We start from the raw sequence: 25,549 nt of genomic DNA, 5'->3' as shown, positions 1-25,549 counted from the left end.
TAGATTCCAACTTGTACGGGACGCATAAAGGCTTCACCGAGATTGCCAGGTGAACGAAGCGGCACGGACGGTGACAATAGCCGGACATCCGCGACGACATGCGCAGGCTTCGCCGATGCGAAGGTCCCACCACCCCACAGATCGCATTTTGTCAGGTTTTGTCGATGATCCTGAGGGATGCGCGACAGCGCGGGGAACGCGGCTGCCATCATGGCGCGGTGACCGCCGGTTTCTCCCGTACGCGCTGGCCCGGAACGCTCCGGCCGTACCAGGCGCGGGCGCTCGACCAGCTCGGCGCGGCATGGGCCGACGGGCGCAGGCGGGCCTGGGTGGTGCTGCCGCCCGGCGCGGGCAAGACGCTCATCGGGCTGGAGGCCGCGCGGCGGCTGGCCCGGCGGACCGTCGTCCTCGTGCCGAACACCGCGATCCAGAACCAGTGGATCGCGCACTGGCGCTCCTTCACGCCCGCGGTGACCACGGCCGGCGCGGACCGCTCGCTGGACGCCGACGTCACGGTGCTCACCTATCAGTCCCTCGCGGTCTTCGACCCGGACGCGGAGACCGACGAGGAGGGCCGGCTCCACAGCCCGCTGCGGCGGCTGCACGCCAACGGCCAGGAGCTGATCACCCGGCTCGCCGGGGCCGGCCCGCTCACCCTGGTCCTCGACGAGTGCCACCACCTGCTCGACGTCTGGGGGCGGCTCGTCGCCGAGGTGCTCGACCGGCTGCCCGACGCCGTCGTCCTCGGGCTGACCGGGACCCCGCCGGAGTCGCTCTCCCCCGCCGAGGCCGCGCTGGTCGACACGCTGTTCGGCGCCCCGATCCTCGGCGCCTCGATCCCGGCGCTCGTACGGCAGGGGCACCTCGCGCCCTTCACCGAGCTCGCCTGGCTCACCCCGCCCACCGCCGTGGAGGCGGACCACATCGCGGGCGAGGCCGAGCGCTTCGCGGAGCTGACCACCGACCTGGTGAGCTCGACCGGCTTCCTGACCTGGCTGGACTCCCGGTTCACCGAGCACACGCGGACGGTCCCCTGGGCCCGTCTCGAGAAGGACGAACCCCGGCTCGCCGCCGCCGCGCTGCGCATGCACCACGCCGGGCTGCTCGCGCTGCCGCCCGGCGCCCGGCTGCGCGAGGAGCACCGGCACGCGCCGTCGGCCGAGGACTGGGTCGAACTGCTCGACGACTACGTACGGCGCTCAGGGGATGAGGACACGCTGGAGGCGGTACGCCGGGCGCTCCCGGCGGTCGGCTACCGGCTCACCCGCCGGGGCATCCGCGCCGCGCAGTCCCCGGTGGACCGGGTGCTGGCCCGCAGCGCGGCCAAGACGTACGCGACCGTGGAGATCGCCGCCGCCGAGGACGCCGCGCTGGGGACGCGGCTGCGCGCCCTCGTCCTCTGCGACCACGAACGCGTCGGCGCGCGGCTGCCCGCCCGGCTGCACGGGGTGCTGGAGGCGGAGGCGGGCTCGGCCTGGCTCGTGCTCGGCAACCTCGTGGCCGACGAGCGCACCGGCGCGCTCGGGCCGATGCTCGTCACCGGCCGGACCGTGGCGGCCGGCCCCGACACGGCCCGCGCGTTCCTGGCCTGGGCGAAACGTCCGGAGCTGTCCCTCACCGAGGACGACGGCCTGTGCGTGATCGGCGGCGCCTGGTCCGTACGGACCTGGGTACGGCTGGTCACGGAGTTCTTCGAGGAGGGGCACTGCCGGATCCTCGTCGGCACCCGCGCGCTGCTCGGCGAGGGCTGGGACGCCCGCGGCGTCAACGCGCTGATCGACCTGACCGCCGCGACCACGACGACGTCCGTGGTCCAGACGCGCGGGCGCGCGCTGCGCCTCGACCCGTCCTGGCCGGAGAAGGCGGCCAACGTCTGGACCGTCGTCTGCCTCACGGACCGCCATCCCAAGGGCGCCGCCGACTGGCAGCGCTTCGTCCGCAAGCACCGCGGCTACCTGGCCGCCGCCCCGGACGGGGAGATCGTGTCCGGCGTGGCCCACGTGGACGCGGCGTTCTCGCCGTACGCCCCGCCCGCCGTCGCGGAGCTGGACCGGGTCAACGTCGCGATGCGCGAGCGGGCGGCCTCACGCGAGGCGACCCGCGAGGCCTGGCGGCTGGGCACCCCGTTCCGCGACGAGCTGGTGCACACGGTCCGCGTGCGGCCTTCCCGTACGGCCGTGCTCGCCGTGACCGGCCGCGTACGGCCGGGGCCACCGGCCGTGGTGCCCGCCGAGTCCTGCGCGCGTCCGGTACCCCCCGCGCCGGTCCATGCCAGAGTCGCGTTCGCGCTGCTGGGGGGTGGCGTCGCGGCGTCGGCCCTGACGCTGCTGACCTGGGTGTTCGTGCTGGTCGCGGCCCTGCCGGCCCTCGCCGGCGCGGCCGTGGGCCTGCGGCGCGTGCGCGCGCTCCGCCGGGCCCGGCGGCTGCTGGACGAGGCCGCCGGCGACCCGCCACTCCTGCGTTTCGCGTACGCCGTGGCGGACGCGCTGCGCGACTCCGGCCTGTCGAGGCGCGGAGCCGAGGGCGTGGTGGCCCGCGTCGAGCCGGACGGCTCGTACCGCCTGTCCCTCGCCGACGTCGACGCCGCGAACTCCGAACGGTTCGCCCTGGCGCTCGACGAGGTGCTCTCCCCGATCGCCGCGCCGCGCTATGTGATCCCGAGGTACGTGCTGCGGCCGGGCCCGGTGCCGGACCGGGCCGAGGCGTGGCTGGCGGGCACGGCCCGAGCGGACGGCGTGGTCTACCACGCGGTGCCCGCGGCACTGGGCCAGAACCGCGCCCGCGCCGCCGCCTTCGCCGCCGCCTGGCATGTGTGGATCTCCGACGGCGCGCCGCTCTACACCAACACCCCGGAGGGTGAGGGCGTCATGGCCACCCACCGAGGCGAGGACCCCCTGGCCGCCACGACCGTCCTCCGCGTCGCCTGGGACTGAGCTCGTTTCGGAGAAGCAGAAACCCCCGACTCGCTAGGAGCCAGGGGCCCACGCAGTACGGCTCAGACGCCCTTTTCGATCACGGCGATCTCTACGCACTGACCGCTTCCGCTTGAACGGCTACTCTTCTGCCACTCGACGTCGAACAGGTCAGCCATCGCCTGCCGCTCCTTTCGCTTGATGCTTACCGGCCACGCGGGTCAACAATTGCCGTGTTGCATCGGGATTCAGGGCAAAGGCCCGAAGGTACTCGAAAAGGCCAGTGTAGCGGCGTAGCTCGGTTTCCTCTTCCAGGAAGAGGTCGCCCGCCATGCTGTCGATGTAAACCACTTGGGGGTCGTCCGAGAAGTCCATCACGACGAACGAGCTGGGCATGCCCGGGTGGGCGCCGGTGGCGAAGTCTACGACTTGGAGCGTCACATGCGGCAGCTCCATCGCATTGATGAGGTGCAGAAGCTGGTCACGCATCACCTTCGGCCCGCCGACGGCCCGATGGAGTGCCGCCTCGTCACAGATGGCCCAAAGATGCAACGGCTGGTCGCGCCGCAGCACCTCTTGGCGCTCCATACGTACCTTGACGCGCTGGTCACACTGAGTCCGGGTGTACGACGGCACGGTGCCCGGGATCACCGCCCGTGCGTACTCCTCCGTCTGCAGCAGCCCGGGGATGAAGAGGCTCTCGTAGTTCCAGACCGAGCGCGCCTCCTGCTCGAACTCGATGTAGGTGCTGTACTCCTCGGGCAGTTCGTCCGCGTACGCCTGGAGTAGGCCCGGTCGGGCGGAGTCCTTGAGGAGCTGCGTGAGCGCGGCGCGTTCGTCGCCGCTCACCTCGTACACGGTGAGCATCGCGGCGAGGGTCCGGGCCTGCGGGCGTACCCGCGCCTTCTCGATGCGGTACAGCGTCGTCATGTTGATGCCGGTCGCCTCACTGACATCTTCCCTGCTCAGCTCCCGTTCGGCGCGGAGCCGGCGCAGTGCGCCGGCCAGGCGGCGAAGGCGGATGGTCGGGCGAGGACGAGCGGGCATCTGAAGACCTCCGAGAAAATGCATGACTGGGCGAATGCATTACCTTGCATTGATCTTGATTGCAGGAGCACACTAGGCCGAGGCCAAGCGTGTCACATGGCACTAATAAATGTGGCGAGACGGAGGCGATCGCGTGGGAATGCCACGGCAAGCGTTCTTTCCGGTGAAGCAAGCGGAGGCCGTCACGCTTGCCGCGACGGCCAATGCCGTGCCCTTCGCACGGCGGATCGTCGCCGACATAACCCGGCAGTGGCACCTGCCGCGCGACCTCGCCGAAGACGCCGAGTTGGTCACATCGGAATTAACAACCAATGCGGTCAAAGCGACACAATTCTTTAATGCGGCTCGCGGCCTGGAAGAGGTCGGCCGGATACGGCTCCGGCTGCGCTGGACGACCCCCAGCCTCTTCACCGAGGTCTGGGACATCAACCCCCTGCTCCCCGCGCGCAAGAGCGCGGGCGAGCAGGACACCGGCGGGCGCGGCCTCGGCATCGTCGAATTCGTCTGCGCGAGGTGGGCCGCCGGCCACTGCGAGGACGGCGGAAAGCTCGTCTGGGCCGAGCAGCGGCTACAGAGCTGATCCGCGGCTCAAGAGAAGCCCGACAGAAGGAGTCCCAATGCGCAACCGACCCGTCCCCGCGTCAGGCGTCTCCTGGATCTAGCGATGTTTCCTCGCCAATCTGATCACGAAACGCCTCTCAAGCCCAGCGAGGCCGCACGGCTTCTCGGCGTACGGCCGACGACGCTCGCGAACTGGGTCCGGCTCGGCCGGTTATCGGCCCTGTCCACCCCCGGCGGCCACCGTCGTTACCTGGCCGGTGAGATCCAAGACGTCATCGGCGGAGCGGTGGCCGACAAGGTCACGTTCGTCTACGCGGATGATGTCGTGCGCCTCTACGACCAGGGGTGGAGCATTCGCCGGGTGGCGGGAAAGTTCGGCTGTAGCTACGGCTTCGTTCGTCGTCTGCTGCTCGCACGGGGTGTCAGGCTGCGGGCGCGAGGCGGCCGCTATCCCCCCGTTCCGTAGAGGGGTTCTCTCCCGTACCGGCCGCGGTCCCTGCCCCGCGACCGGTACGGGAGACTCAGGAGTGGTCCGGTTCGATGATGAGCTTCTGCTCCAGCTCGCGGATGGCCTTGCGGTCGGCGGCGATCTGCTCGCTCGACTCGTGCGCGAGGATGATGTAGCCCATCGTCATCGTGGCGAACAGGTCGGTGCTCGCGTCGACGTGGTCGCCCGAGCCGACCAGGTGCACCGGTGAGTGGTAGCTCGGCAGCGAGCGCGCCTCGTCGTAGATCTCCGCGTTGCGGACGATCCCGGCGGAGTGGGCCATCAGGAAGACGGCCATGACGTTGCGCTGGAGCGTGTAGCCGGGCGGCATCTGGTCGCCGCGGCCCGCGCACACGTCCACGATGCGCGTCACCTGGCTCTCGCCGGAGGCGATCTCGGTCACCGCGGGGTTGCCCGCGCCCGCGAGCCGTGCGTTGACCTCCAGCAGCCGCGGGCCGTCCGGGGTCATCATGATCTCGGTGTGCGCGGCCCAGTCGGTCAGGCCGACCGCGTCCAGGGCGCCGAGGCCGTACGCGATCAGCTCGGCGAGCTCGTCGGTGTCGTAGGGCAGCCACTCGACGCTGTCGTAGACCGCGATGCCCTCGCCGTACGGGATGCGGCGGTACTTGATGATGTCGGTGATGGAGTGCCGGCCGTGGTGGCTGACCGTGTCGATGGCGTACTCCGTGCCGGTCATGTGCTCCTGCACGAGGACGTCCTCGGCATAGACACCGAGCTTGTCGTACGTGCCGAGCAGCTCGGCGAACCGGTCGCGCCAGCCCTCGCCGCCCGGCGCGCGGGTGACACCGACCGTGCCGGCGCTGGCCGTCGGTTTGATCACCAGGTCCTTACCGGTGAGGCCCTCCCGCGAGATCCAGGCGGCCACCTCCTCCGGGTCCGTCGCGCAGATCTGGCGGACGATCGGCAGCCCGGCCGCCGCGAGCGCCTGGTGCATGACGTACTTGTGACGGCGGGCGTCCACCAGCTCGCTGACGTTCGCCTCTCCAGGGGTCAGCTCGTCGGCGAGACGCTGGGCGAGGCGCAGGGACGCCTCGACGCCGGGGATCACCGCGACCGGCGCGAGCGCGCGCAGCTTGGCGAGGGTGCCCTCCACGTCACCGTGGTGGTTGACGACCGCGTCGTAGGCCTGCGGGTCGTACCCGCCTCGCAGCGGCGCCAGCGCGGGCCCGGTGTAGTCGACCACGGCCACCGGGCTCATCCCGGCCTCGCGTACGGCGGGGGCGACCATGGCCGCCGAGGTCAGCGGCTGGACGACTGCGACTACTGGCTTGCTCATCTCGTGTCCTCTTTCAGGGTGAGAGGTTCGGGAGCCGGCTCGGAGATCGTCTCCGGCGGCGTGAGCAGTGCGGCCTGCGCCACCTCGGGGTCGGGCAGGTCCGGCCGGGTGACGTCGGGGTCGGGAAGGTCGGGCACGGTGGCGTCCGGCTCGGGAGCGGGCTCCGGCCGGCGGCGCAGGCCCGCGCCGATCGCGGTGAGCACCGCGGCGACCAGGGCGAACGGGCCGACGACCAGCCACACGCCCTCGCCCCACCACTCCCACGCCGCGACGCCGATCAGCGGGCCGACGCTGTAGCCCGCCTGCTGCGGCACGGTGGCCGCGGCGATGTAGCGCCCCCGGAGACCGGGCGGGGCGACCATGCCGGGGTAGGCCATCATCGACGGCGTCGCGACCACCTCGCCGAACGTCCACACGACGGTGGCGACCGCCAGCAGGCCGATGCCGGAGGGGCCGAGGTACATCAGGTAGCCGATGCCGAGCAGGGCCATCCCGGCCGACATCGGCAGGCCGATCGGCAGGCGCTGGGTCCACTTCGACAGCAGCACCTCGAAGACGATCACGACGAAGCCGTTGATCGCCAGCAGCAGCGCGAACGTCTGCTTGCTGTAGCCCGCGTCCGTGACGAACAGCGGCAGCGTGGCGGTGAGCTGGATGTAGGTGATCGCGGTGAGGAAGAGCCCGACGACGAACAGGACGAAGCGCCCGTCGGACAGCACCTGGCGGTAGCCGGCCCGCACTTCCGGGCCCGTCTCGGCGGGGGCGGCGTCCGTCTCCTGCCGGGGCCCCGAACGGAGGGCCACGAGCGCGACCAGGCCGAACACCAGGGAGCCGGTCGCGTCGGCGTAGAAGAGGACGTTGTAGGAGTAGTAGACGAGGACCAGCGCGGCGCCGAGCGGGCCGAGGGTCGAGCCGAGGTTGAAGGTCAGCCGCAGGAACGAGAAGACCATCACCTGGCGGTTCATCGGCGTGAGCTCGACCACCCACGCCTGCGCCGCCGGCCGGTACGCCTGGTTGAAGATCCCGGCGAGCAGGGCCACGACCACGACCGTCGCCAGGTTCGGCGCGTGCACCAGCAGGGCGGTGAGCACGGCCGAGCCGATCATCGACCAGACGATGACGAGGCGGTAGCCGATCCGGTCGGCGACGGCGCCGCCGACCGCGGTGCCGGAGATCCGGCCGACCATCAGCGCGGTGAACGCGACGCCGCTGTCGAACGCGGAGAAGCCCCGCTGGGTGAGGAACAGCACCAGGAACGCGTTGAGGAACGCGGCCAGGTTCGTGATGAAGTTGCCGACGACGAGCACGCGCACGGTGCCCGGCGTCTCCCGCAGGGTGCCGAGGACGGTCGCGTGCGAGGCTTTGCCGTCGCTCATGACGTCTCCACGACGAGCGCGCCCTCCGCGGACTCCAGCGCCTCCCGGCATCCGGCCGCGCTGTCCGCCACCGCGGTGGCGAAGGCGATGCGACCGAGGACGATGCCCGCGGGCGGCGGCGAGACGACCGCGCCGGGCAGGACCATCGGCGACACCTGGTCGATCGCGTCGGGCAGGCGCTCCTCGGCGAAACCGACCGACGCGACCGTCGTGTTCTCCTCCGCCGGGTAGAAGAAGCGGATGCCCGCCGTACGCGCCAGGGACGGCTCGACGTCCGGTGCCAGGCCGCAGGCGGCCGACGCGGCGGCCAGGCCCGGGTCGATGCCGGTCGCGAGCAGCCCGAGGTAGGGGATCATGTCGCCGCCGAGCCGCCCGTTGACCTCGATGAGCCGCGGGCCGTCGGTGGTGAGGATGAACTCCGAGTGCGTCCAGCCGTCGCGGAACCCCAGCGCGTCATGGGTGTCCCGCAGCGCGTGCAGCAGCACCGGGTCGCGCAGCAGCGGGTCGTCGCCGGCCACGACGTGCCCGATCTCCTCGGCGTACGGCGGGTAGCCGATGACCTTGCGCGCGACATAGAGCGCGGTGACCTCGCCTTCGCGGACGACCGCGTCGACGCTGACCTCCTCGCCGGTGACGTACTCCTCCACGAGCAGCGGCGTGGCGAAGTCCAGGCCGACCGGGTCCGGCGCCTTGGCCCCGGAAGCGAACGTGAAGCCGTCGCGGAGTTCGCCCGCGTCCTTGACCCGTACGACGCCGAGGCTCGCGGCGAGGCCGCGCGGCTTGAGGATCACCGGGTAGCCGATGGCGTCGGCCGCCGCCAGCGTCTCCTCCAGGGTGGTGACCGGGACCGACCGCGGCTGGGCCACACCCGCCGCGTCGAGGGCCGCCCGCGTCTGCCCCTTGTCCCGTACCCGCGCGATCATCGCCGGGCCACCGCCGGGCAGGCCGAGCGCCTCGGTGACGTACGAGGCGGGCAGGATTCTCGCCTCGTCCCAGCACAGCACGCCGTCGATCGGATCCCGCTCGTGGAGGCGGCGGGCCTCCTCGGCCATCGCCGGTCCGTCGATGGTGCTCGGCACCACCGTCGACCCGGTGATGTAGGCGTTCTCCCACGTCGGCTCGGCCACGTGGAACAGGTGGATCCGGAATCTCTCGCCGATCGAGCGCAGGAGGTACTCCCGGTAGACCTGCCACCCCGTCGCGATCACGAGAAGGTGCGGACGCTCTGTCGTCATCTTTGACTGCCTCTTCCTCGGGTGGGTGCCCGCCGGAGCGCTCCGGCGGGCAACCGGTGCTGGTCAGGACGTGAAGTAGTCCTCGATCGGGCCGCGCCGGCGGATGTCGAGCGTGGCGCAGTGGAACCCGCCGCCGAACGTGTTCACGGTCCGGAACGGGATCGGGATCGGGGTGAAGCCCTCCTTCTCGAAGAGGCGGATGAGCTCGATCTCGCCGGCCTCCACGAACACCCGCTCCTGGTCGAGCATCAGGGTGTTCATCGCGATCCAGCGGCTGCAGAAGTACATGGTCTGGTCCGCCGGGATGGCCGGCTCCGGGCAGACGATCGCGTCCCAGCCGGCGAACATCGGCGGCAGCTCGGGCACCCGCTCGGGGTTGACCAGCACCTTGCCCGGCCGCAGCGGCACGAACGTGGCGTTCATGTGCATCGGGTGGTCGTCGACGAACGCGACCTCGTGGACGCGGAACCGTTCCCCGAGCAGGCGGCGTACCCACTCGATGCCGAACCGGTTCGTCACGTGGCTGCGCTGCACGAGGATGTCGCGGCCGAACCGCATGAAGTCCCCGGCGTCCACGATCGGCTCGAACTCGGTGATGACCGAGGTCTCCGGCGGGAACGGGTTCTCCGGCGACGGCCCGCCGGCCGGCTTTGCGTCGGCGTAGCCCGGGTTGTAGGAGGCGTCGGTCAGCTCCGGCTTGGGCGCGGCGACCCACCCCGCGCCCCGCCGGAAGTAGTCCTTGAAGATCGTGCGGAACGGGTGGGTCGCGAAGTAGTACGACCGCCAGCCCATCGTGGCCTCGACGATCTGGTCGCCCGCGACCAGCGCGATGTCGCGCGGGAACGTGTGCGACGAGCCGCCGGTGGACTCCCAGGAGGCGGTGCTGAAGGACCGCGACTGGTCGACCGGGTCCGGGCGGCGTACGGTCACGCCCTCGCCCTCCAGGACCCGGGCGAACTCCTCCAGCTCCTCGCGCGCCGCGTCGACCTGGTCGGCCGGGAACGCGCCGCCGCCGTTGCGCCGGTAGAAGTCCCACGCCTCCGGCGGCACGGTCGCCTCGATCGCCGGATGGAAAGGGGGTACGGCGGCTCCGTCGACGACGCCGACGATCACTTCCTCCAGCGGGTCCCACTCGTTGTACGAGCCGACCGGGCTTTCCGTCACCTGGGGTTCCCTTCGAGAGTCCGTACGGCCACGGAAGCCGACGCCGAGACCGCGGTCAGGCCGTGCAGCCGGCCGCGCGGGACGAGCAGCGCGTCGCCCTTGCCGATCCGGTGCGGCCGCTCGGTCGCCCAGGCGTAGACGTCGAGCTCGCCGTCGGTCACGTCGATGACGCGGTCGGCGTCGTACACGCGGGTGGTGAACGGGTCGCCGGGCCGCAGCGTGGCCGCGTCGGCGTCGTCGAGCGTCGAGGTGACCAGCGACGCGCCGAGCCGGGTGTGCTCATCCAGCGTGTCCGCCCAGCGGATCTGCGCGCGGAAGTCCTCATCGCCCAGACGCAGGAGCAGCTTGGTGTCCTCGATGCCGCGGACCAGCTCGGGGATGACCAGCTCGCCGTGCGCGCGAGCCAGGCCGAGCAGGAGGTTCTCATACGTCATCCGGCCGTGGTGGATGTCGATGTGGGCGTGCTCGTCGCAGTACTTGGTGTCGACGCGGTCGCCGTAGACCGCTCGGAGCATGGCGCCGGTGTCGGCGAAGCCCTGGGCGAACAGCCACTCCAGGTACGTCACCGCGGCCATGTAGCGGAACATGCCGCGGTGGTCCTCGGTGAGCCAGTTGAAGTAGTTGACGCCGATCAGTGAGCTGTTGAGGTAGAAGTTCCAGTACGCGTGCAGGTCGGTGCGCAGCCCGACGCTGGCGAGCATCCCCTTGAAGATCGTGCTGTGCTTCGCGGGGTACAGCCCGTACCCGAACTCGTCGTTGAAGATCTTGAAGAGCTCGGACTGCACGACGCCGTAGGACCCGCCGAGGTTGCGCGCCATCGCGGACGCCTCGGTCAGCGCGTCCAGCGCGAGCTGGATCAGGTGCAGCCCGGCGGCCTCCTCGGCGTGCTTGCACTCGGCGATCGCGCGCATCGTGCCGCTCAGCGGGCGCGCGGTGTCGACCTCGGGGTTGTTGCCCGTGTGGTCGGCCGGGGCGCCGACGCCGCCGACCTCGCCGAGGAAGTACGCCTGCAGCTCCTCGATGGTCCGTACGGGCGGCACGGTGACCGAGGTGTCGAGGAAGGAGTAGGCGAACCGCTCCAGGCCGGGCCGGATCGTGTCGCGCAGGCGGCGTACCTCGTCGTCGTAGAAGAGGTCGAAGTCGCCCTTCGCCGTGGCGAGCCCGGCCTCGGGCAGCAGGATCATGTCGCTCTCGTAGGCGTTGCACAGGATCCGGCCGGCGACGAGCTGGCGCTGGCTGAGGAACTCCGCCTCGGTCGCGGGTGAGGAGAAGTCGAGCGCGCCGACGCCGGCCGCGCTGACCGGCCGGTGGTAGGGGTTGCCCACGATGTAGACCTCTGGGCCCGGCTGGAAGATCCGCTGGGCGCAGTACGCCTCGATCGGGCTGCCCAGCCCCGTGGTGGTGATGGTCATTCGGATGCTCCGTCCGGGGCGGTTCGGACCCCGCTCGCGACGGCGGTGAAGTGAATGTTCACGCCGTCGTGTCTGGCGTCCAGCAGCAACGGTTCGTCGGGCTGGACCTGAATGGGGACCGGCAGGCACTGGACCGCCTGCTTCCAGTGCGTGTGCGGCGTCTCGGGGGAGTTCGTCAGGCGGATCCCGGGCAGGAGCTCCAGCTCGAACCAGAACACGACCGCGTGGCAGACGCCGGCCACCGCCGGCGGCACGACGAACTCGGCCCGCCGCGGCTCGGCGGTGTCCCGGTAGAAGTCGAACTTGAAGACCTCCAGCGGCTCCGACAGCGTGCGGTGCTCGTGGTGACGGAGCCGCGAGTCGAAGTACTCGATGGAGGACAGCTCGTTGAACTCGGTGAAGTCGAAGCCGTAGAGCTGGCCCACGTGGTTCTTGCGGTGCAGCGAGGGGCTCTCGACGAGCTGGGCGAAGACGCGGCCTCCCCCGGGCATGATGATCGCGTCCTCGGTCAGCAGGTGCTCCCGGGCGTGGGCGATCGTGGGCAGGATGCCCTCGCCGAGCAGCGCGCAGTCGACGGTCTCGGTGACCAGAAGGTCGGCGCGCCGGGGCAGGTCGTCCGGCACCCGCATGCTCGACGACAGCTTCGGGACGACCTTGATCACATCGTCGTGCCCGGCCTTCCTGATGACCCGCCGCGCGACGTCGGCGACCGCGGGCTGGCCCTCGCAGGCGACGATCTGCCGGGCGCCGGCCCGCGCGGACATCATCGACAGCAGGCCGGAGCCGGTGCCGACGTCGAGCACCAGGTGCTCGGGCGTCACGACGCTGCGGATCGCCTTGTCATACAGCTCGAAGCGCTCCTCGTCGTGCAGCATCTCCCAGTGCCAGCGCGGGACGCTGCGGCGGATCGCCCGGTTGTGACCGATGAGCGCCTGCCAGTTGCCGCGCTCGAGGTCGAGCGCGATCTCGAAGGCCCTGGCGGCCTCCTCGTAGCGGCCCTCGTCGTGCAGCGTGTTGCCCCAGTGGATCAGCTTGCGGAGGTCCGGCCCGCCGGTCTCCTCCCGTGTCTTGGTGATGTCGACCACGCTCGCGCTCTTGACGTTCTCTTCCATGTGATCACCCCTTGCCGTCACCGACGATCGACTACTCGTGTGCGCCTGCCGGTGCTCTCTCCGGCAGGCAGGCTGGTGTCTCCGTTGACTCGGCCTCCGGTGGCAGGTTGGCCAGAATGCGCTTGTGGATCACGGTGACCGGCGCGTCGGCCTCCGTGCCGGTGAGCAGGACGACGGCCTCGTCGCCGCTGCGGACCATCGGCACGGACGTGCGCTTGACCGCCGCCGTGCCGACCTTGGTGCCGTGCCAGGGACAGACCAGCCGCCGGCCGTCGGCGGTCTGGCGGCTGAGGCTGAGCGGCCCGCCGCGGTGGGGGCACCAGTCGCGGACGAGCAGCTTGCGCCCGTCCGCGGCGAAGATGAAGTAACGCTCGTGACCCACCAGCACCGTGTTGTGCCGCCGCAGGTCCATCACCACGACTCGACTCATCGGTTCCTCTTCGGCTCGGCTCTGTTCTCGGGCAGGGCGGGGCTCGGCGCCGCCCCGGTGGACGCGGGCAGGCCGGGGCCGGGACGCGCCGCGAGGCGCGACCCGATGGCGGGAGAGGTAGGCCTAGGGCCTGGCCGTGTCGTGGAGGAGGTACCGGCACTCGGGTGAGACGGCGCTGACGCCGTAGACCCGTCCGGCGGGGATGAGCACGGCGTCGCCGCGCACGAGCCGTTCGGGCTCGCCGGTCGCGCTGGTGACGAGGTCGGCCTCGCCGCGCTCCAGCACCAGCACGGCCTCCCGGTCGTGGCTGCGGGTGCCGAACGGGCTCTCGGCGGTCCGGACGACGTACTGCGGCTCGCCGGCGTGCTCGGCCGCCGCGCCGAGCTCGCGGTGGTGCGGGATGTCGTCCGCCCAGCGGATCTGCGCGGCGGTGTCCTCCTCGAACCAGCCGCCGATGAGGCGTGCCTCGGCGATGCCGCGCATCAGCTCCGGCACCACGCCCGGTCCGTGCCGTTCGGCCAGGGCGAGAAGCACCTGGTCACGGGTGATCCGCCCGTGGTGCTCGTCGATATGGGCGTGCTCGTCGCAGTAATGCAGGTCGACGTCGTCGCCGAAGATCTCGCGATACGTCTTAATCATCTTCACGAATGCGGGAGCGAAAACCGCTTCCGCATAGGTGACCGCACCGGCATAGCGAAAGAACTTCGCATGATCGCGAGAAAGGTAGTAATAGTAGTTGTTCGTGGCCAGCGGCCCCGAGAGATAGAAGTTCCAGTACGCGTGAACGTGCGTCGCCATGGCACGACTGCGCAGCATCTTGGCGAAAATCGTCGTGTGCTTGGTTTCGTAGACGCCGTAGCCGAACTCGTCGATGAAGATCTTGAATAGCGCCGACTGTTCGGGCCCGTACGCCCCGGCGAGGTTGCGCGACATCGCGGACGCCTCGGTGAGGCCGTCGAGCGCGAGCTGGACCAGGTAGGTGTCCGCCGCCACCTCCGGACGGCGCGCGGCGGCGATCGCGTTCAGCGCCGGCGACTCGCCCTGCTCGGACTCGGTCGTGACGTGCTGGAAGTAGGCCTCGAGGACGTCGGTCGTGCAGGTCCCGCTGACGTCCACCTCGTCGGAGAGACAGCCGAAGGCGAATCTCTCCAGGTCGGAGAGGGTCCCTTCGCGCAGGCGCCGGAGCTCTTCGCCGTAGAAGGCGTCGAAGTCGCCGCGCAGCCCGGTCAGCCCCTGCTCGGGGAGCAGGACGGTCTCGGCCTCATAGAAGGTGCCGAGCAGGCGGTGCGCCGCCAGCGAGCGGTGGGTCGGCCAGTCGCCGGCGCCCAGCGGGCGCGTGAAGTCCACCTCCGCGAGCGCGTCGGGCACCAGCATCCGCCGGTACGGATTGGGCCCGTGCAGAACCGGCACGTCACCCGTGAAGAGTGGATTTCGAGCGAAGGAGAGAGCTCGCATGGAAAGGGAGTCGATACCGGCATCAGCCGGCACCGACACATGCTGCATTGTCATTTAATGGCCGTCCACCAGGTGTAAATCGGTCGGGCTCAGACGACGACCACGCCATCGGGGGTCACCCGCATAACGCGGCACAAGGGCTTTCAGCTCGGGCGCGGCACTAACGCGGTTGCGCAGCGCAATCGATGAATTACATGAGAACGCGGATCGTTCTTATGTCGACCTGGCGGGCAGATTAACATCCGAAAAGCGCGGCGCTGTATAACGTTCCGGACACGAGACTTCGGACATCGAGTCGACTTCCGGACAAAGCTCACAAATCGGGCGAAGATCCAGATTCGCGGACGCCGTGTCGCGGACCACCCGGCATGTCACACCAAACCGCTCAACGTGCGATGAAATGACAGAAACCAATGACTACCTGGTAAGGAGCAGGTGATACGGGGCGTCACGCCCACCTGCGTGGACGCACGCCCGTACGATCCGTCCGACCGAGCCGGAAAAGTGCCGAGTCAGTATACACCCGGAGTCAAGAGCAGTGATGTCGTGGGTCAGAGCACGCCGAGGGGAGCTTCCGCCACCGGGAACGCACCTCGCGGGTGCGATCGGTTCGCGCCCGCCCGTGGCCGTATCCGGCCGGGCGGGGTGCCGCGCAGGCCCCCGCAGAGGTCAGTACTTCAGCAGAGACGCCTTGGCCAGACAGTCCCGTACGGCCACCGGGACGCCGGCCGTGTTGTAGACACGCAGCCGCAGGCGGTTCGAGGCGTCGACCCCGAACTGGCCGCCGAGCTGCGCGCGGATCCGGCCGCTCTCGTCGGCCGTGAAGGCGAGCCGCCAGGGATCGTCGATGAAGGTGCCGTCGTCCTTGACCCGCGTCCAGGCCAGGTCGATCCGCGCCCCGGCGGTCAGCCCGTCGATGTCGACGAGCGCGTCGGCCACCACCCAGTACGCGGCGGGAGCGATGACGACCGACAGGCCGTTCTCGCCGTGCAGGCCGTGCTTGTCGCTGTACTCGACGGTGAACTTGACGTCACCGGTCGCACCGGCGGCGACGACCTGCTCGCCGTCCACGCCGAGGCTGCAAACCAGGGCCATGTCGTCCTCTCCTGGCGTGACGCCGACGCGCCACTGACCGTAGTCGTCGGCCTCGGCGCGGTCGTAGTCGCAGCCGACGCCGCCGATCGTGTGGCCGTTGGAGTACTGCTGTAGCTGAGCGCGGGAGTCCCACTTACCGCCGGACCAGGCGTAGGTCTGCCAGGCCCACCGGGCGTGCCCGCCGTCCAGCGCCCGTTTCACCGGCCCGTACCCGCCGTAGATCCCGACCTGCTCGCGGCCGAGCACGGAGGCGGCGCCGTCCAGGTAGGCGTTGATCGCGCTCTGCTGGCCCGAGGAGGCGTCCCAGTCGACCGCGAAGTACACCGGGCGGTCGTCGGGCATCCCGCAGTCGCGGGCCTGGGCGCGCGCGGAGGTGGCATCGGCGGCGCCGGCGGCGCGGCCGTCGAGCGCCCGCTTCGCGGTGGTCTCCCACACGACCACGATCCAGATCCCCGCGTCCGTCAGCGTCCGCGCCTCGGACGACGTCAGGTTCTTGCTCGGGCTGTGGGACAGGTAGCGGCAGACGAAGGTGATCCCCGCGGACTTCAGGGCGGCCATCGTCGGGCGCCCGAACGCGTAGTCGATCCCCTCAGGCATCGCGATTCACCACCAGCACGTCGAGGACGTCGGTCACGGCACTCCTCCGAGGGGCGGTCCCGGGCCGGGATCGGTCAGATACCGCCAAGGATTCAGTCAAGCAGTGATTGATCTCCAGAGTTACGGCTTTTACCCGCCTTTACCGTCAAGACGGCTTCGCTCCCTCGGTAGCGCAATACCGGAGATGACCGAAAACCCGCTGATCGGAGACTCTGATCATGGTGCCCGGCAGCAAGGGGAAGGGGAGTCATGGCCGCGAACACGGGAGATTTCCCGCCGTTCTGCGTGCTACTGGGGCCGGACTACGCGGGCAAGTCGACGGTGATGACCGAGCTCGCCGGGGGGCCCTCGCCCTGGCGTCTCCTCTCGGTCGACGACGCCTTCCTCGGCCCCGCCCACCGGCTGATCGCCCGGCTGCGCCGCGACCTGGTGACGGAGACGCTGCCCGCGCTGGGCACGGCGTACTCCCCCGACTTCGCCGCCAGCCTCATGCAGACCGCCGTGGTCCACCTGCGCGACCAGGTCGCCGCGTACCGGCCGCTCGGCCCGGTCCTCGTCGACTCCTACTACTACAAGATCCTCGCCAAGTGCCGGCTCCTGGGAGCGGGCGAGAGTCCTCTGTTCGCCTGGTGGCGCTCGCTGCCCCAGCCGGGGCGCGTGCTCTACCTGGACCTTCCGCATGAGACCGCCTGGCGGCGCAGCGGCGAAGGGGCGGGCCTCAACCCGCTGGAGCACTACGGCGAGCGGCCCGAGCAGGCCGCCTTCGCGGCGTACCAGGCGGACCTGCGCAAGATCATGCTCGAGGAGATCCGGCACCTTCCGGTGAGCGTCGTCGACGCCCGCGGCACGGTCGGCCAGACCGTACGGGCCATCAGGGAGGTGCTTGCGGATGAGCGGGGCTGAGGGTCCCTGGGGCGCGGCGCACATCGCGCGCTACCGCGAACGGGTCTTCGCCGAACGCGACCGGCTGGGCCGCGCGTTCCGCGACCCGGCCGCGCGGCAGTGGGACGTCCTGACGGACCTGCTGGACTTCAACGCGGACACGGCGTTCGGCCGCGAGCACGGCTTCGGGCGCGTCCGTACACTCGCCGACTTCCGGCGGGCGGTGCCGATCCGCGACTACGCGGCCCTGTCGCCGTGGATCGAGCGGACGGCCGGCGGCGAGGCCGGCGTGCTGACCGCCGACGAGCCCGTCGTGTACTTCACCAGCAGCGGCAGCACGGGCGCGCACAAGAAGGTGCCGGTGACGGCGCGCTTCATGCACACGACGTTCTTCCCGTTCTTCTACGCGGCGTGGGCGCCGCTGATCGAGCACTTCCCGGACGTCCTGTCGGCGCCGGACGCCGTGCTGAACCTCAAGTTCGACCCCGCGCCCGTGGTGCGCCGGGCCGCCGACGGCCGGCCGCACCTGGGCGCGAGCCAGGTCGACTTCGGCGAGAAGTTCGGCGAGCCGCTGTCCGCCGAGCCCGGCACCTCGGCGCCGTGGGCCGGGCTGCCGCCCTCGATCGCCGCCGACGACCACCTCGGCAAGTCCTACGCCCGGCTGCGCCGCGCCGTGGAGAGCGACGTCCGCTGCGTCATCGGGATCAACCCGGCCATGGTCGCGGCCCTGCCCTACCAGTTGCGCCTGTGGTGGCCGCGCATCGTCAAGGACGTCTACGACGGCACGGTCGACGGCCTGCCGCACTACGCGCCGAACCCCGAACGCGCGCGGGAGCTGGAGTGGCTCGCCGAGCGCTTCACCCTCCCGCGCCCGGCGCACGTCTGGCCGAACATGCGCGCCATCTTCTGCTGGACGAGCGGGCTCGCCTCCCTCTACCTGCCCCGCCTGCGCGAGGAGTACGGGGCCGGCGTGGCCGTGCTGCCCGCGCCCGTGGCGGCCTCCGAGGGCCCGGTGGGCGTCGCACTCGACCGGCACGGGGCGGCGGGCAGCCTGGTGGTGACCGCCGCGGTCTATGAGTTCGTGCCCGCCGCGATCGACCTCGGCCCGGACGTGACGACGTTCGAACCCCACGAGCTGGAGCCCGGCCACGACTACCACGTGGTGTTCAGCCACGTCGGCGGCCTGTACCGGTACGCCGTCGGCGACGTCGTACGCGTCACCGACATCTCCGGCGGGGTGCCGCGGCTGGAGTACGCCGGGCGGAGCACTCTGTCCGACGTGTGCGGGGAGCGGTTACGCGAGTCCCAGGTCGTACGGGCGATGACGGCCGCGCTGGAGATGGGCGGGCTGGAGGTCCGCAACGCCGCCTGCCACGTACGGACGCGGGAGGGCCTGCCGCCGAGGTATGAGTTCGCGTTCGCCTCGACGGCGCCGTTCGCCGCGGAGGAGTCGGGGCTCCTCGCCGTACGGCTCGACGAGGCGCTCGGCCGCGAGGCGCCGGAGTACGCCCGCGCGCGTTCCTCGGGGCGTCTCGGCCCGCTCGCGCTCCGGCGGCTCGACGGCGAGGCGTTCCTGCGGAACTGGCACGAGGAGGTCGGCCGGGGCACGCGGCCGGCGCAGGTCAAGGACCGCCTCTTCTGGCGTGACCGGGAGGCGTGGGGGCGGCTGACGAGGTCGGCCGACGGCTCGGATGGCTCGGAAAGGAAGGACGATGATGGCTGACTCCGCCACGAACCACGCCACGAACCTGGGCACGATCGAGCGTACGGCGCTGCTGACCGCCGCGCTGAGGGAGGCCGAGACGCGGCGCGAGGACCGGCTCTACTCCGACCCGTACGCCGCGGCGTTCGCCGGCGACCTCGGCCGCTCGCTGCTCGCAGAGATCCGCGCGGCCACCTTCCCGCCCGGGCGGGCGCGGACGCTGCCGAGCACGCCGGACTACAACGCGATCCGGACCCGTTTCTTCGACGACTGGCTCACCGACGCCGCACGCGAGGTGGACCAGGTCGTCATCGCGCCGTGCGGCATGGACTCCCGTGCGTTCCGCCTGGGCTGGCCGGCCGGCGTACGCCTCTTCGAGCTCGACCGCCCGGTCGTGCTGGCGGCCAAGGACGAGGTGCTCGGCGCCGCCGAACCCGTCGTCGACCGGCGTGCGATCGGCGTCGACCTGCGCGAGGACGGCTGGGAGGCGGACCTGGCCGCCGCCGGGTACGACCCCGGCCGCCGGTCCGCCTGGCTGCTCGAAGGCCTCCTCTACTACATCCCCGAGCCGGACGCCCACCGCATCCTCGGCCGGGTACGGGCGCAGACCGCGCCCGGCAGCCTCGTCGCCGCCGACATCGTGAACTCCGCCGCGCTGACCCTGCCCAACATGCGCGGCCTGCTCGACGTCTTCGCCGGGTGGGGCTGCCCATGGCTGTTCGGCAGCGACGAGCCGGAGGAACTGTTCGCCCGCCACGGCGTCCGCGCGACGGCCGTCCAGCCCGGCGACGCGACGGCCGACTACGGCCGGTGGCCCGACCCCGTACCTCCGCGCACCGACACCGGCGTCCGCCGCGTGTTCTTCGTGCACGGCACCCGCACCGGCGAGTAAGCGATGATCGTCATCACCGGCGGCAGCGTCGCGGGCCTGGCCACCGCCCTGGCCCTGGCCCGGCAGGGCCGTACGGTCCTGGTGCTCGAACGCGGCGGGCCCCCGCCCGAGGGGCCACCGGGCGCGGTCGCCCAGCGCTGGAAGCGGCCCACCGTGCCAGGCTGGCGGCACGCCCACACCCTGACCTCGCTCGGCGTCTCGGTGCTGCGCCGCGGTGCCCCCGAGGTGCTCGCCGCCGCCGTCGAGGCGGGCGGCGTCGTCCTCGACCTCGTCCAGGCCATGCCGCCGTACCCCCTGGGCCGCGTCGCCGGCGATGACGAGCTCGTCTCGCTCGCCTGCCGCCGGCCCACGCTGGAGCTCGTCCTCTACCGGCACGTGCGCGACCTGCCCGGCGTGGAGATCCGCCACGGCGCGTGCGTACGCGGGCTGGAGGTCGAGGCCGCCCGCGTCACCGGCGTCGTCTGCGAGGACGGCACGCGGATCCCGGCGGAGCTCGTGATCGACGCCACCGGGCGGCGTGCCGCGGGACGGTCGTGGCTCGGCGCGGCCGGGATCGGCCTGCCCGACGACCTCACCAGCCCGTCGCGACTGCGGATCTTCTCCCGGTTCTACCGGCGGCACGGCCGGGCGGCGGCGCTGAACCGCGGCAACGCGGCGGGCCTGCTCGGCGACCACTACGCGAGCGTGCTGCACCCGGGCGATGACCGTACGTTCTCAGTGGCGCTCGGCGTGCTCCCCGAGGACCGGATGATGCGCACGCTCCGGGACCCCGCCGCGTTCACCGCGGCCGCGCTGGCCACCCCCGGCGTGGCCGACTGGCTGGCGGAGGACGTGTCGACCCCGGCCACCGGCATCCGGCCGATCACCTGCCCGCCGAACCTCCTGCGCACCCTGGCCGTCTCCCCCTCCCCGGTCGCGGGCCTGCTCCCGGTCGGTGACGCGGCCTGCGTCACCAACCCGCTGTACGGCCGCGGCGTGTCCCTGGCCCTCGCGCACGCCTTCCGGCTCGCCGGCCTCCTGACCGCGCATCCCGAGGCGGGCCCGGCGCAGAGCCGCGCCGCCGCCCGGCTCGCCCGCGTGATGTTCATGCCGTGGTTCGAGGCGGCGGCCGAGGACGACGCCGAACGCGTCGCGCGCTGGCGCGCGGTCATGGCCGGCGACCCTCCCCCGCCGCGCCCCGGCGGCCTGACCATGCGCACGGTGGGCGCCGTCGCCGGCACCGACGCGTACATCTGGCGCGGGCTCATCCGGGTGCTGATGGGGCTGCGCACGCCGTCGGAGGTCTTCGGCGACCCGGCCTTCGAGGACCGGGTGCGCCGGGCGCTCGGCGGCGCGCCGCCCCGGCCGGTCGCCCCCGGTCCGACGCGCGCCGAGCTGGTCAGCACCGTCATGGCCGGGGCGGGGTCATGACGGTGCGCACTCTGGCGGTGCGGCGCGCCGCCGTCGCCGATCCGCCGCCGCGCCCGCGCGTGCTGCTGGCGCCGGTGACGATCACCCCGGCCAAGCCGCTCCTCCCGAGCCACCTGAAGGGCCTGCTCTGGACCGACGTGATGTTCCGCGCGACGCGGCTGCTCGCGGACGTCACCCTCCGCAGCAGCCACACGACGTACGACGTCTGCGAGCAGACCGCCGGCTTCTGGGAGTACCTCGACCGGACGCTGGGCGACACCGACTACTCCACCTGCTCCGAGGAGGACATCGGCGAGCTGTACGTCCGCTACCGCGCGGCGGGCGACCGCGCGCCGTTCGCCGCCTGCCGCCCGTACGTCGAGGCGACCGAACGCCACGGCTGGGTGCATCCGGCCAGCGCCCGGGTGCTGGAGCTGTGGCAGGCGCACTACGCGCGTCTCGGCATGCACGACCCCGGGCTGGGCCAGCGCCAGCCCCCGGGGCTCGGGCTCGCCGAGATGATCGACCGCCTCGGGTCGCTCGGCATGTGCCTGGACCTGCGCCGGCACGGCGGGCCGGTGTACCTGGACGCGACGCGCGACGGCCTCCCGCTCCGGCAGATCGTCGCCGCCGACGGGCGGCCGAACTACCTGGCCTGCGCGCTCCGCGAACTCCTCGCGCTGGCTCCGTCGTATGACGAGGTCGTGCTGCTGTACGACCGTGAGCTGGAACAGGACTATCTGCTGCTGGCACGCGCGCTGGAGCCGCTCGGCGTCCGCGCCCACCGGGTCGCGCTCGGCCGGGTGCCGATCGAGGGCCGGATCCGCTCGGCCCGCCACGGCGAATGGCGCGGCCACACCGCCGGCGCGCTACTCGACGCCGCGGCGTCGTATGACCCGGAGGCCGTACGGCTCGGCATGCGGATGTACTTCATCGCGACGCTCGGACCCGGCGACCGCAACTCCTTCCGCGGCGACCTGCTGCGCCGTTGCCTGCGGCGCGCGGAGCGGCTGCTGTCCGGGCCGGACGGGTCCGGCTCGATCGCCGGCGCCCTGGAGCGGCATCGGGGCGAGCACTCCTACGTCGACCCGTACCGGCTCACCTCCGGCCTGCTCGCCGCCCGGCCCCGCGGGCCCGTACGCGAACTGCTCGCAGGGGTGTTCACGTGACCATCGGCCCCGAACTCCTCCGCGACGAGGCGGTGCGCCGGCTCCGCGCCGCGCGCCCCGACCTGGCCCACGGCCGCGACCTGTCCACCGTCTCGGGCCTGGCCGCCGTGCAGCGGGAGGTCGGCGCGGAGGTCATGGCGGTCTCGGTCGTCGGGCGCTTCGACCTCCTCCCCTGGATCCGCGGCACCTGCGCGTACGCGGCCGGCCTGCCGCCCTCACTGGTGCCCGCGTGGCGGCGCTCGTTCACCCGGACGATCTTCCTGGCGGGCAATCCGGGCAACCTCGCGGACCGGTTCTCCTTCGCGCACGTCAGCGAGGACGGCGGCGCGGCCTGGACCGTCCCTGACGAGGAGAGCGCGCTCATGCCGCTGCGGCGGCTGCTGAAGCTCTTCGACGGGCCGGGCTCGCTGCCCGCGCAGGCGCCGCTGACCGTGGGGGTGCCGGGGTCCGCCGTGCGGGCGCCGGTGCGGCGCGCGCTGTACGTCGCGGTGGCCGGCATCACCGTGGCCGAGGTGATGGTGCACCTCAACCACCTGCTCTGCGAGGCCGTGCTCGACGGGCTGCTCGCGTGTGGCGACGTGCTCACCGTACGGCCGGTGCCCCGGCTGAGCGGCGTCACCGAACCGTTCGCGGCGCTGCGCGTCGGAGGCGAGGAGGGCAGGGCGGACCGGCTCCGCGCCTTCGCGGGTCTGACGAAGGAGATCGGCCATGACTGACCACATCCGGTTCGGCTACCACGGCTCGCGCGACCTCCCGACGCGGCTCGTGCGCGCGGCGGGAGGCGACCGCGAGTTCTCACTCATCGAGTACGACGTCGCCGACCCGTTCCGCGCGTTACGGGCGCGTTCGCTGGACGTGATGATCACCAAGTTCGCGCCCAGCGAGCCCGACCTGGCCTACAGCGCGATCCTGGACACCGACGCGCGTGCCGCGATCGTGGGCGCCGCGCATCCCCTCGCGGACCGCGCGTCGGTCTCGATCGAGGAGCTCGCCGACTACGACGGCTTCGAGTGCCCGGGGACGTTCCCGCCCCAGGTGTGGGACGAGGTGGTGCCACCGGTGACGCCCGGCGGGCGCACGGTACGGAGACGTCACTCGATGGCGACGACGGCGGCCCTGATGGACCTGGTCGTACGCGGGGAGGCCGTGCACATCTCGCTGCTGTCGCTGGCGGACGTCGCACCGCCCCGGATCCGCGTGATCCCGATCCACGACCTGCCGCCGGCGCCCGTCACCCTCGCCTGGATCCCTTCGCACGCGTCCGTCGAGGCATTCGTCGCGGACGCCGAGGCCGCCTTCTTGGGGAGCCGGCGATGAGCGCCCCGGTCGTCCTGCTGCACGCGCTGGCGACGAGTTCGGCGATGTGGTCCGCGCAGCGGCGGGCGTTCGTCGGTGCCGGTCATCAGGTGCTCACCCCGGACCAGCGGGGGTACGGCACGACGCCGCTCGGCCCGGCCGGTCCGTCGCTGGACGTGGCCGCCGACGACCTCGCCGCGCTTCTCGACCGGCAGGAGATCGGCTCGGTCGCGCTGGCCGGGGCGTCGATGGGCGGGTACGTCGCGATGGCGTTCCTGCGCCGTCATCCGGGCCGGGTCCGTGCGCTGATGCTGGTGTCCACCAAGGCCTCGGCCGACACCCCCGCCGAGGCCGCGCAGCGGCGCGCCTTCGCCTCGCTCATCCTCGACCCGGCCTCGCGGGCGCGCGTGGTGGCCGCCGCGATCCCGACGCTGCTCGGCGCGACGACGCGCGGCGGGCGGCCGGAGGTCGTCGCCGCCGTACGGGGCCTCGTGGAGAACACCTCGCCGGAGGCGATCGCGTGGTCCCAGCGGGCGATCGCCGACCGGCGGGAGGCGTTCGGCGTGCTGCGGGCGACGAACGTCCCGAGCGTCGTGGTGGCGGGCGAGGAGGACGAGCTCGTCTCGCTCACCGAAGCGCGGGAAGTAGCGGACTGCCTGCCCGGCGCGGAGCTGGTCACCGTACCGAAGGCGGGTCACCTGGCGCCGATGGAGACCCCGGGCGCCGTGACCGCCGCGCTGGCGGAAGTCCTGAGCCGCGCCGCGCTGTCCCCCGGAGTCAGGAGGAAGGCGTGACCGGCGACCACGAGTCCTGGGGCTTCACCGCGTCGACGGGCCTCGGTTTCACGAACGCGACGATCGTCGACGCGCACTTCCAGGCGTGCCGGCCGACGTACGGCCTCCTCCTGCGCCAGGCGCGGATCCGGCCGGGCTCCCACGTCCTGGACGCGGGCTGCGGCGCGGGATCGTTCCTGTCGCTCCTGGCCGAACAGGTGGGGCCACGCGGCCACGTGTCGGCGCTGGACCTGACCGCCGAGAACGTCACGGCGGCCCGGCTGAGGGCGCACGGCGCGGGCGTACCGTGCGACGTGATCCAAGGCGACGTCCTGCGGCTGCCCTACTCCGACGACCGCTTCGACGCGGTGTGGTGCGCCAACACGATTCAGTACCTGTCCGACGCCGAACTGCGGCGGGCACTGTCGGAGATGCGCCGCGTCGTGCGGCCGGGCGGCCTGATCGCCGTCAAGGAGATCGACGTCAGCGTGGTGAGGGCCCGGCCGGGCGACCCCTACATGTTCGCGGACTTCTTCCGGATGGCCGGGGAGGTCCCCGGGTACGGGGCGCAGCTGCTCCGCTCCCGCGATCTGTACCGGTGGCTGCGCGAGGCGGGCCTCACCGGCGTACGGCAGCGGACGGTGTTCTCCGAGCACTACGGCCCGCTGTCGCCGGTGGAGAAGGCGTTCTACGGCCCGTCGTGCGCCCAGATCGCACGCAAGGCCCGCGCACTGGGCGCCCGCGGGGACTGGAGCCGTTACCTGGACCCGGCCGACCCGATCAACCCGCTGAACCACCCGGACGCCTACATCTGCGAGGGCAACGTCCTGTCCACCGCCACGGTCAGCGGCGAGACCACCCGCCCGTAGACCCCGCCCGTAGACCCGCCCGTAGACCTTCGTGACGTACGTCGCCTCGCGGTTCGTCCCGGCGGTCACCGGCTTCTCGACGCTCGCCGGGGCGGCGGGCGGTCTGTGCCGGGTGATCGCTCAGGCGCCGGCGGAGTTCCTCTCCACCCAGACCGCCGTCCATGTCCCACGGCCGTCGTGCTCGTGTTCGTGACCACGTTCTCGCCCATGGGACTCGTCGCCGGCACCGCAGGGTTCTGCGGTTTCGAGGTCGCGAAGTGGCGGTCCATGGACTACTTCGACCGCCTCGCCGATACCACGACGCGGGTGAACGAGGAGGCGACCGCATTTCAGGCGGCCTGCGCGCCCCCGCTGCCGAAGGAGCCCGTGGCGCTGGACTCGTCGGTGTGAGCCGGGC

General features: G+C 71.8%; 25 protein-coding genes and 1 pseudogene. 15 read left to right on the top strand and 11 right to left on the bottom strand.

Annotated features, from left to right (window positions below):
- Window positions 1-218: 218 nt before the first annotated feature.
- On the top strand, window positions 219-2,933 hold the full coding sequence (locus QWU11_RS07625; protein ID WP_290104336.1) for a DEAD/DEAH box helicase family protein: 2,715 nt from the start codon (window positions 219-221) through the stop codon (window positions 2,931-2,933).
- 62 nt (window positions 2,934-2,995) lie between these two features.
- Here the strand turns inward: QWU11_RS07625 and QWU11_RS07620 are convergent, their stop codons facing one another.
- Both QWU11_RS07620 and QWU11_RS07615 read right to left on the bottom strand, forming a co-directional pair.
- Window positions 2,996-3,091 (bottom strand): DUF397 domain-containing protein, encoded by a 96-nt coding sequence (locus QWU11_RS07620; protein ID WP_290104335.1) that lies wholly within the window; start codon window positions 3,089-3,091, stop codon window positions 2,996-2,998.
- Entirely contained in the window at window positions 3,084-3,959 is an 876-nt protein-coding gene (locus QWU11_RS07615; RefSeq protein WP_290104334.1) for a helix-turn-helix transcriptional regulator, read from the bottom strand. Before QWU11_RS07615 ends, QWU11_RS07620 begins: the two co-directional genes overlap by 8 nt.
- A gap of 163 nt (window positions 3,960-4,122) precedes the next feature.
- Between QWU11_RS07615 and QWU11_RS07610 the strand changes: the two genes are divergently transcribed.
- From QWU11_RS07610 to QWU11_RS07600, 3 genes and pseudogenes are all read left to right on the top strand, one after another.
- Window positions 4,123-4,539 (top strand): ATP-binding protein, encoded by a 417-nt coding sequence (locus QWU11_RS07610; protein WP_290104333.1) that lies wholly within the window; start codon window positions 4,123-4,125, stop codon window positions 4,537-4,539.
- Between the two features lie 84 nt (window positions 4,540-4,623).
- Window positions 4,624-4,779: pseudogene (locus QWU11_RS07605) on the top strand (helix-turn-helix domain-containing protein); the annotation flags it as partial.
- Window positions 4,780-4,806: 27 nt separating this feature from the next.
- Window positions 4,807-4,986: a helix-turn-helix domain-containing protein gene (locus tag QWU11_RS07600; RefSeq protein ID WP_290104676.1), complete on the top strand. Its 180-nt coding sequence runs from the start codon at window positions 4,807-4,809 to the stop codon at window positions 4,984-4,986.
- A 55-nt stretch (window positions 4,987-5,041) separates the two neighbouring features.
- Here QWU11_RS07600 and QWU11_RS07595 read toward each other — a convergent pair whose 3' ends face one another.
- The 9 genes from QWU11_RS07595 to QWU11_RS07555 all read right to left on the bottom strand — a co-directional run bounded on the left by QWU11_RS07595 (window position 5,042) and on the right by QWU11_RS07555 (window position 16,180).
- The gene (locus QWU11_RS07595; protein WP_290104332.1) at window positions 5,042-6,304 is read right to left on the bottom strand and encodes an ATP-grasp domain-containing protein; all 1,263 of its coding nucleotides are present in this window, start codon (window positions 6,302-6,304) and stop codon (window positions 5,042-5,044) included.
- Window positions 6,301-7,680 (bottom strand): MFS transporter, encoded by a 1,380-nt coding sequence (locus QWU11_RS07590; RefSeq protein WP_290104331.1) that lies wholly within the window; start codon window positions 7,678-7,680, stop codon window positions 6,301-6,303. Before QWU11_RS07590 ends, QWU11_RS07595 begins: the two co-directional genes overlap by 4 nt.
- A complete protein-coding gene (locus QWU11_RS07585) occupies window positions 7,677-8,915 on the bottom strand; it encodes an ATP-grasp domain-containing protein (RefSeq protein WP_290104330.1) in 1,239 nt (412 codons plus the stop codon). Before QWU11_RS07585 ends, QWU11_RS07590 begins: the two co-directional genes overlap by 4 nt.
- 63 nt (window positions 8,916-8,978) lie before the next feature.
- Window positions 8,979-10,079, bottom strand: a complete 1,101-nt coding sequence (locus QWU11_RS07580) for a hypothetical protein (RefSeq protein WP_290104329.1) — start codon at window positions 10,077-10,079, stop codon at window positions 8,979-8,981.
- Entirely contained in the window at window positions 10,076-11,491 is a 1,416-nt protein-coding gene (locus QWU11_RS07575) for an iron-containing redox enzyme family protein (protein WP_290104328.1), read from the bottom strand. The genes QWU11_RS07580 and QWU11_RS07575 overlap by 4 nt, the downstream gene beginning before the upstream one ends.
- The gene (locus tag QWU11_RS07570; protein ID WP_290104327.1) at window positions 11,488-12,603 is read right to left on the bottom strand and encodes a 50S ribosomal protein L11 methyltransferase; all 1,116 of its coding nucleotides are present in this window, start codon (window positions 12,601-12,603) and stop codon (window positions 11,488-11,490) included. The genes QWU11_RS07575 and QWU11_RS07570 overlap by 4 nt, the downstream gene beginning before the upstream one ends.
- A 31-nt stretch (window positions 12,604-12,634) precedes the next feature.
- Window positions 12,635-13,033: a Rieske 2Fe-2S domain-containing protein gene (locus QWU11_RS07565; RefSeq protein WP_290104326.1), complete on the bottom strand. Its 399-nt coding sequence runs from the start codon at window positions 13,031-13,033 to the stop codon at window positions 12,635-12,637.
- A 123-nt stretch (window positions 13,034-13,156) separates the two neighbouring features.
- Complete coding sequence (locus tag QWU11_RS07560) at window positions 13,157-14,443, bottom strand: iron-containing redox enzyme family protein (protein ID WP_290104325.1); 1,287 nt, start codon at window positions 14,441-14,443, stop codon at window positions 13,157-13,159.
- A 714-nt stretch (window positions 14,444-15,157) separates the two neighbouring features.
- On the bottom strand, window positions 15,158-16,180 hold the full coding sequence (locus tag QWU11_RS07555; RefSeq protein ID WP_290104324.1) for a glycoside hydrolase domain-containing protein: 1,023 nt from the start codon (window positions 16,178-16,180) through the stop codon (window positions 15,158-15,160).
- A 249-nt stretch (window positions 16,181-16,429) separates the two neighbouring features.
- Here QWU11_RS07555 and QWU11_RS07550 point away from each other — a divergent pair, with 249 nt between their 5' ends.
- Genes QWU11_RS07550 through QWU11_RS07500 form a run of 11 tightly spaced genes read left to right on the top strand, consistent with a single transcriptional unit; the run spans window position 16,430 to window position 25,542 of the window.
- Window positions 16,430-17,083 carry a hypothetical protein gene (locus QWU11_RS07550; RefSeq protein WP_290104323.1) on the top strand — a complete coding sequence of 218 codons (654 nt, stop codon included), beginning with the start codon at window positions 16,430-16,432 and terminating at the stop codon, window positions 17,081-17,083.
- Entirely contained in the window at window positions 17,070-18,785 is a 1,716-nt protein-coding gene (locus QWU11_RS07545) for a GH3 auxin-responsive promoter family protein (protein WP_290104322.1), read from the top strand. The genes QWU11_RS07550 and QWU11_RS07545 overlap by 14 nt, the downstream gene beginning before the upstream one ends.
- The gene (locus tag QWU11_RS07540; protein WP_290104321.1) at window positions 18,775-19,656 is read left to right on the top strand and encodes an SAM-dependent methyltransferase; all 882 of its coding nucleotides are present in this window, start codon (window positions 18,775-18,777) and stop codon (window positions 19,654-19,656) included. The genes QWU11_RS07545 and QWU11_RS07540 overlap by 11 nt, the downstream gene beginning before the upstream one ends.
- 3 nt (window positions 19,657-19,659) lie before the next feature.
- Window positions 19,660-21,066, top strand: coding sequence for an FAD-dependent oxidoreductase (locus QWU11_RS07535; RefSeq protein WP_290104320.1), 1,407 nt, complete (start codon window positions 19,660-19,662; stop codon window positions 21,064-21,066).
- Entirely contained in the window at window positions 21,063-22,214 is a 1,152-nt protein-coding gene (locus QWU11_RS07530) for a hypothetical protein (protein ID WP_290104319.1), read from the top strand. Before QWU11_RS07535 ends, QWU11_RS07530 begins: the two co-directional genes overlap by 4 nt.
- Entirely contained in the window at window positions 22,211-22,930 is a 720-nt protein-coding gene (locus QWU11_RS07525) for a DUF6182 family protein (RefSeq protein WP_290104318.1), read from the top strand. The genes QWU11_RS07530 and QWU11_RS07525 overlap by 4 nt, the downstream gene beginning before the upstream one ends.
- On the top strand, window positions 22,923-23,531 hold the full coding sequence (locus QWU11_RS07520; RefSeq protein ID WP_290104317.1) for a LysR substrate-binding domain-containing protein: 609 nt from the start codon (window positions 22,923-22,925) through the stop codon (window positions 23,529-23,531). Before QWU11_RS07525 ends, QWU11_RS07520 begins: the two co-directional genes overlap by 8 nt.
- Entirely contained in the window at window positions 23,528-24,304 is a 777-nt protein-coding gene (locus QWU11_RS07515) for an alpha/beta hydrolase (RefSeq protein WP_290104316.1), read from the top strand. Before QWU11_RS07520 ends, QWU11_RS07515 begins: the two co-directional genes overlap by 4 nt.
- Window positions 24,301-25,152, top strand: coding sequence for a class I SAM-dependent methyltransferase (locus tag QWU11_RS07510; protein ID WP_290104315.1), 852 nt, complete (start codon window positions 24,301-24,303; stop codon window positions 25,150-25,152). The genes QWU11_RS07515 and QWU11_RS07510 overlap by 4 nt, the downstream gene beginning before the upstream one ends.
- Before the next feature lie 31 nt (window positions 25,153-25,183).
- The gene (locus QWU11_RS07505) at window positions 25,184-25,345 is read left to right on the top strand and encodes a hypothetical protein (protein WP_290104314.1); all 162 of its coding nucleotides are present in this window, start codon (window positions 25,184-25,186) and stop codon (window positions 25,343-25,345) included.
- A 14-nt stretch (window positions 25,346-25,359) separates the two neighbouring features.
- Window positions 25,360-25,542, top strand: coding sequence for a hypothetical protein (locus tag QWU11_RS07500; protein WP_290104313.1), 183 nt, complete (start codon window positions 25,360-25,362; stop codon window positions 25,540-25,542).
- Window positions 25,543-25,549: the final 7 nt, after the last annotated feature.

This window comes from Actinomadura sp. DC4 (genome assembly GCF_030406325.1).
Classification (GTDB): Bacteria; Actinomycetota; Actinomycetes; order Streptosporangiales; family Streptosporangiaceae; genus Actinoallomurus.
This window is presented reverse-complemented; position numbering and strand designations above follow the sequence as displayed.

What these genes read in the sequence shown, in the direction of transcription:
- QWU11_RS07585 (WP_290104330.1), bottom strand. Translation starts at nt 8,915, where the DNA reads ATGACGACAGAGCGTCCGCACCTTCTCGTGATCGCGACGGGGTGGCAG.
- QWU11_RS07515 (WP_290104316.1), top strand. Translation starts at nt 23,528, where the DNA reads ATGAGCGCCCCGGTCGTCCTGCTGCACGCGCTGGCGACGAGTTCGGCG.
- QWU11_RS07520 (WP_290104317.1), top strand. Translation starts at nt 22,923, where the DNA reads ATGACTGACCACATCCGGTTCGGCTACCACGGCTCGCGCGACCTCCCG.
- QWU11_RS07550 (WP_290104323.1), top strand. Translation starts at nt 16,430, where the DNA reads ATGGCCGCGAACACGGGAGATTTCCCGCCGTTCTGCGTGCTACTGGGG.
- QWU11_RS07545 (WP_290104322.1), top strand. Translation starts at nt 17,070, where the DNA reads ATGAGCGGGGCTGAGGGTCCCTGGGGCGCGGCGCACATCGCGCGCTAC.
- QWU11_RS07615 (WP_290104334.1), bottom strand. Translation starts at nt 3,959, where the DNA reads ATGCCCGCTCGTCCTCGCCCGACCATCCGCCTTCGCCGCCTGGCCGGC.
- QWU11_RS07595 (WP_290104332.1), bottom strand. Translation starts at nt 6,304, where the DNA reads ATGAGCAAGCCAGTAGTCGCAGTCGTCCAGCCGCTGACCTCGGCGGCC.
- QWU11_RS07590 (WP_290104331.1), bottom strand. Translation starts at nt 7,680, where the DNA reads ATGAGCGACGGCAAAGCCTCGCACGCGACCGTCCTCGGCACCCTGCGG.
- QWU11_RS07565 (WP_290104326.1), bottom strand. Translation starts at nt 13,033, where the DNA reads ATGAGTCGAGTCGTGGTGATGGACCTGCGGCGGCACAACACGGTGCTG.
- QWU11_RS07530 (WP_290104319.1), top strand. Translation starts at nt 21,063, where the DNA reads ATGACGGTGCGCACTCTGGCGGTGCGGCGCGCCGCCGTCGCCGATCCG.
- QWU11_RS07555 (WP_290104324.1), bottom strand. Translation starts at nt 16,180, where the DNA reads ATGCCTGAGGGGATCGACTACGCGTTCGGGCGCCCGACGATGGCCGCC.
- QWU11_RS07570 (WP_290104327.1), bottom strand. Translation starts at nt 12,603, where the DNA reads ATGGAAGAGAACGTCAAGAGCGCGAGCGTGGTCGACATCACCAAGACA.
- QWU11_RS07575 (WP_290104328.1), bottom strand. Translation starts at nt 11,491, where the DNA reads ATGACCATCACCACCACGGGGCTGGGCAGCCCGATCGAGGCGTACTGC.
- QWU11_RS07535 (WP_290104320.1), top strand. Translation starts at nt 19,660, where the DNA reads ATGATCGTCATCACCGGCGGCAGCGTCGCGGGCCTGGCCACCGCCCTG.
- QWU11_RS07620 (WP_290104335.1), bottom strand. Translation starts at nt 3,091, where the DNA reads ATGGCTGACCTGTTCGACGTCGAGTGGCAGAAGAGTAGCCGTTCAAGC.
- QWU11_RS07500 (WP_290104313.1), top strand. Translation starts at nt 25,360, where the DNA reads ATGGGACTCGTCGCCGGCACCGCAGGGTTCTGCGGTTTCGAGGTCGCG.
- QWU11_RS07540 (WP_290104321.1), top strand. Translation starts at nt 18,775, where the DNA reads ATGATGGCTGACTCCGCCACGAACCACGCCACGAACCTGGGCACGATC.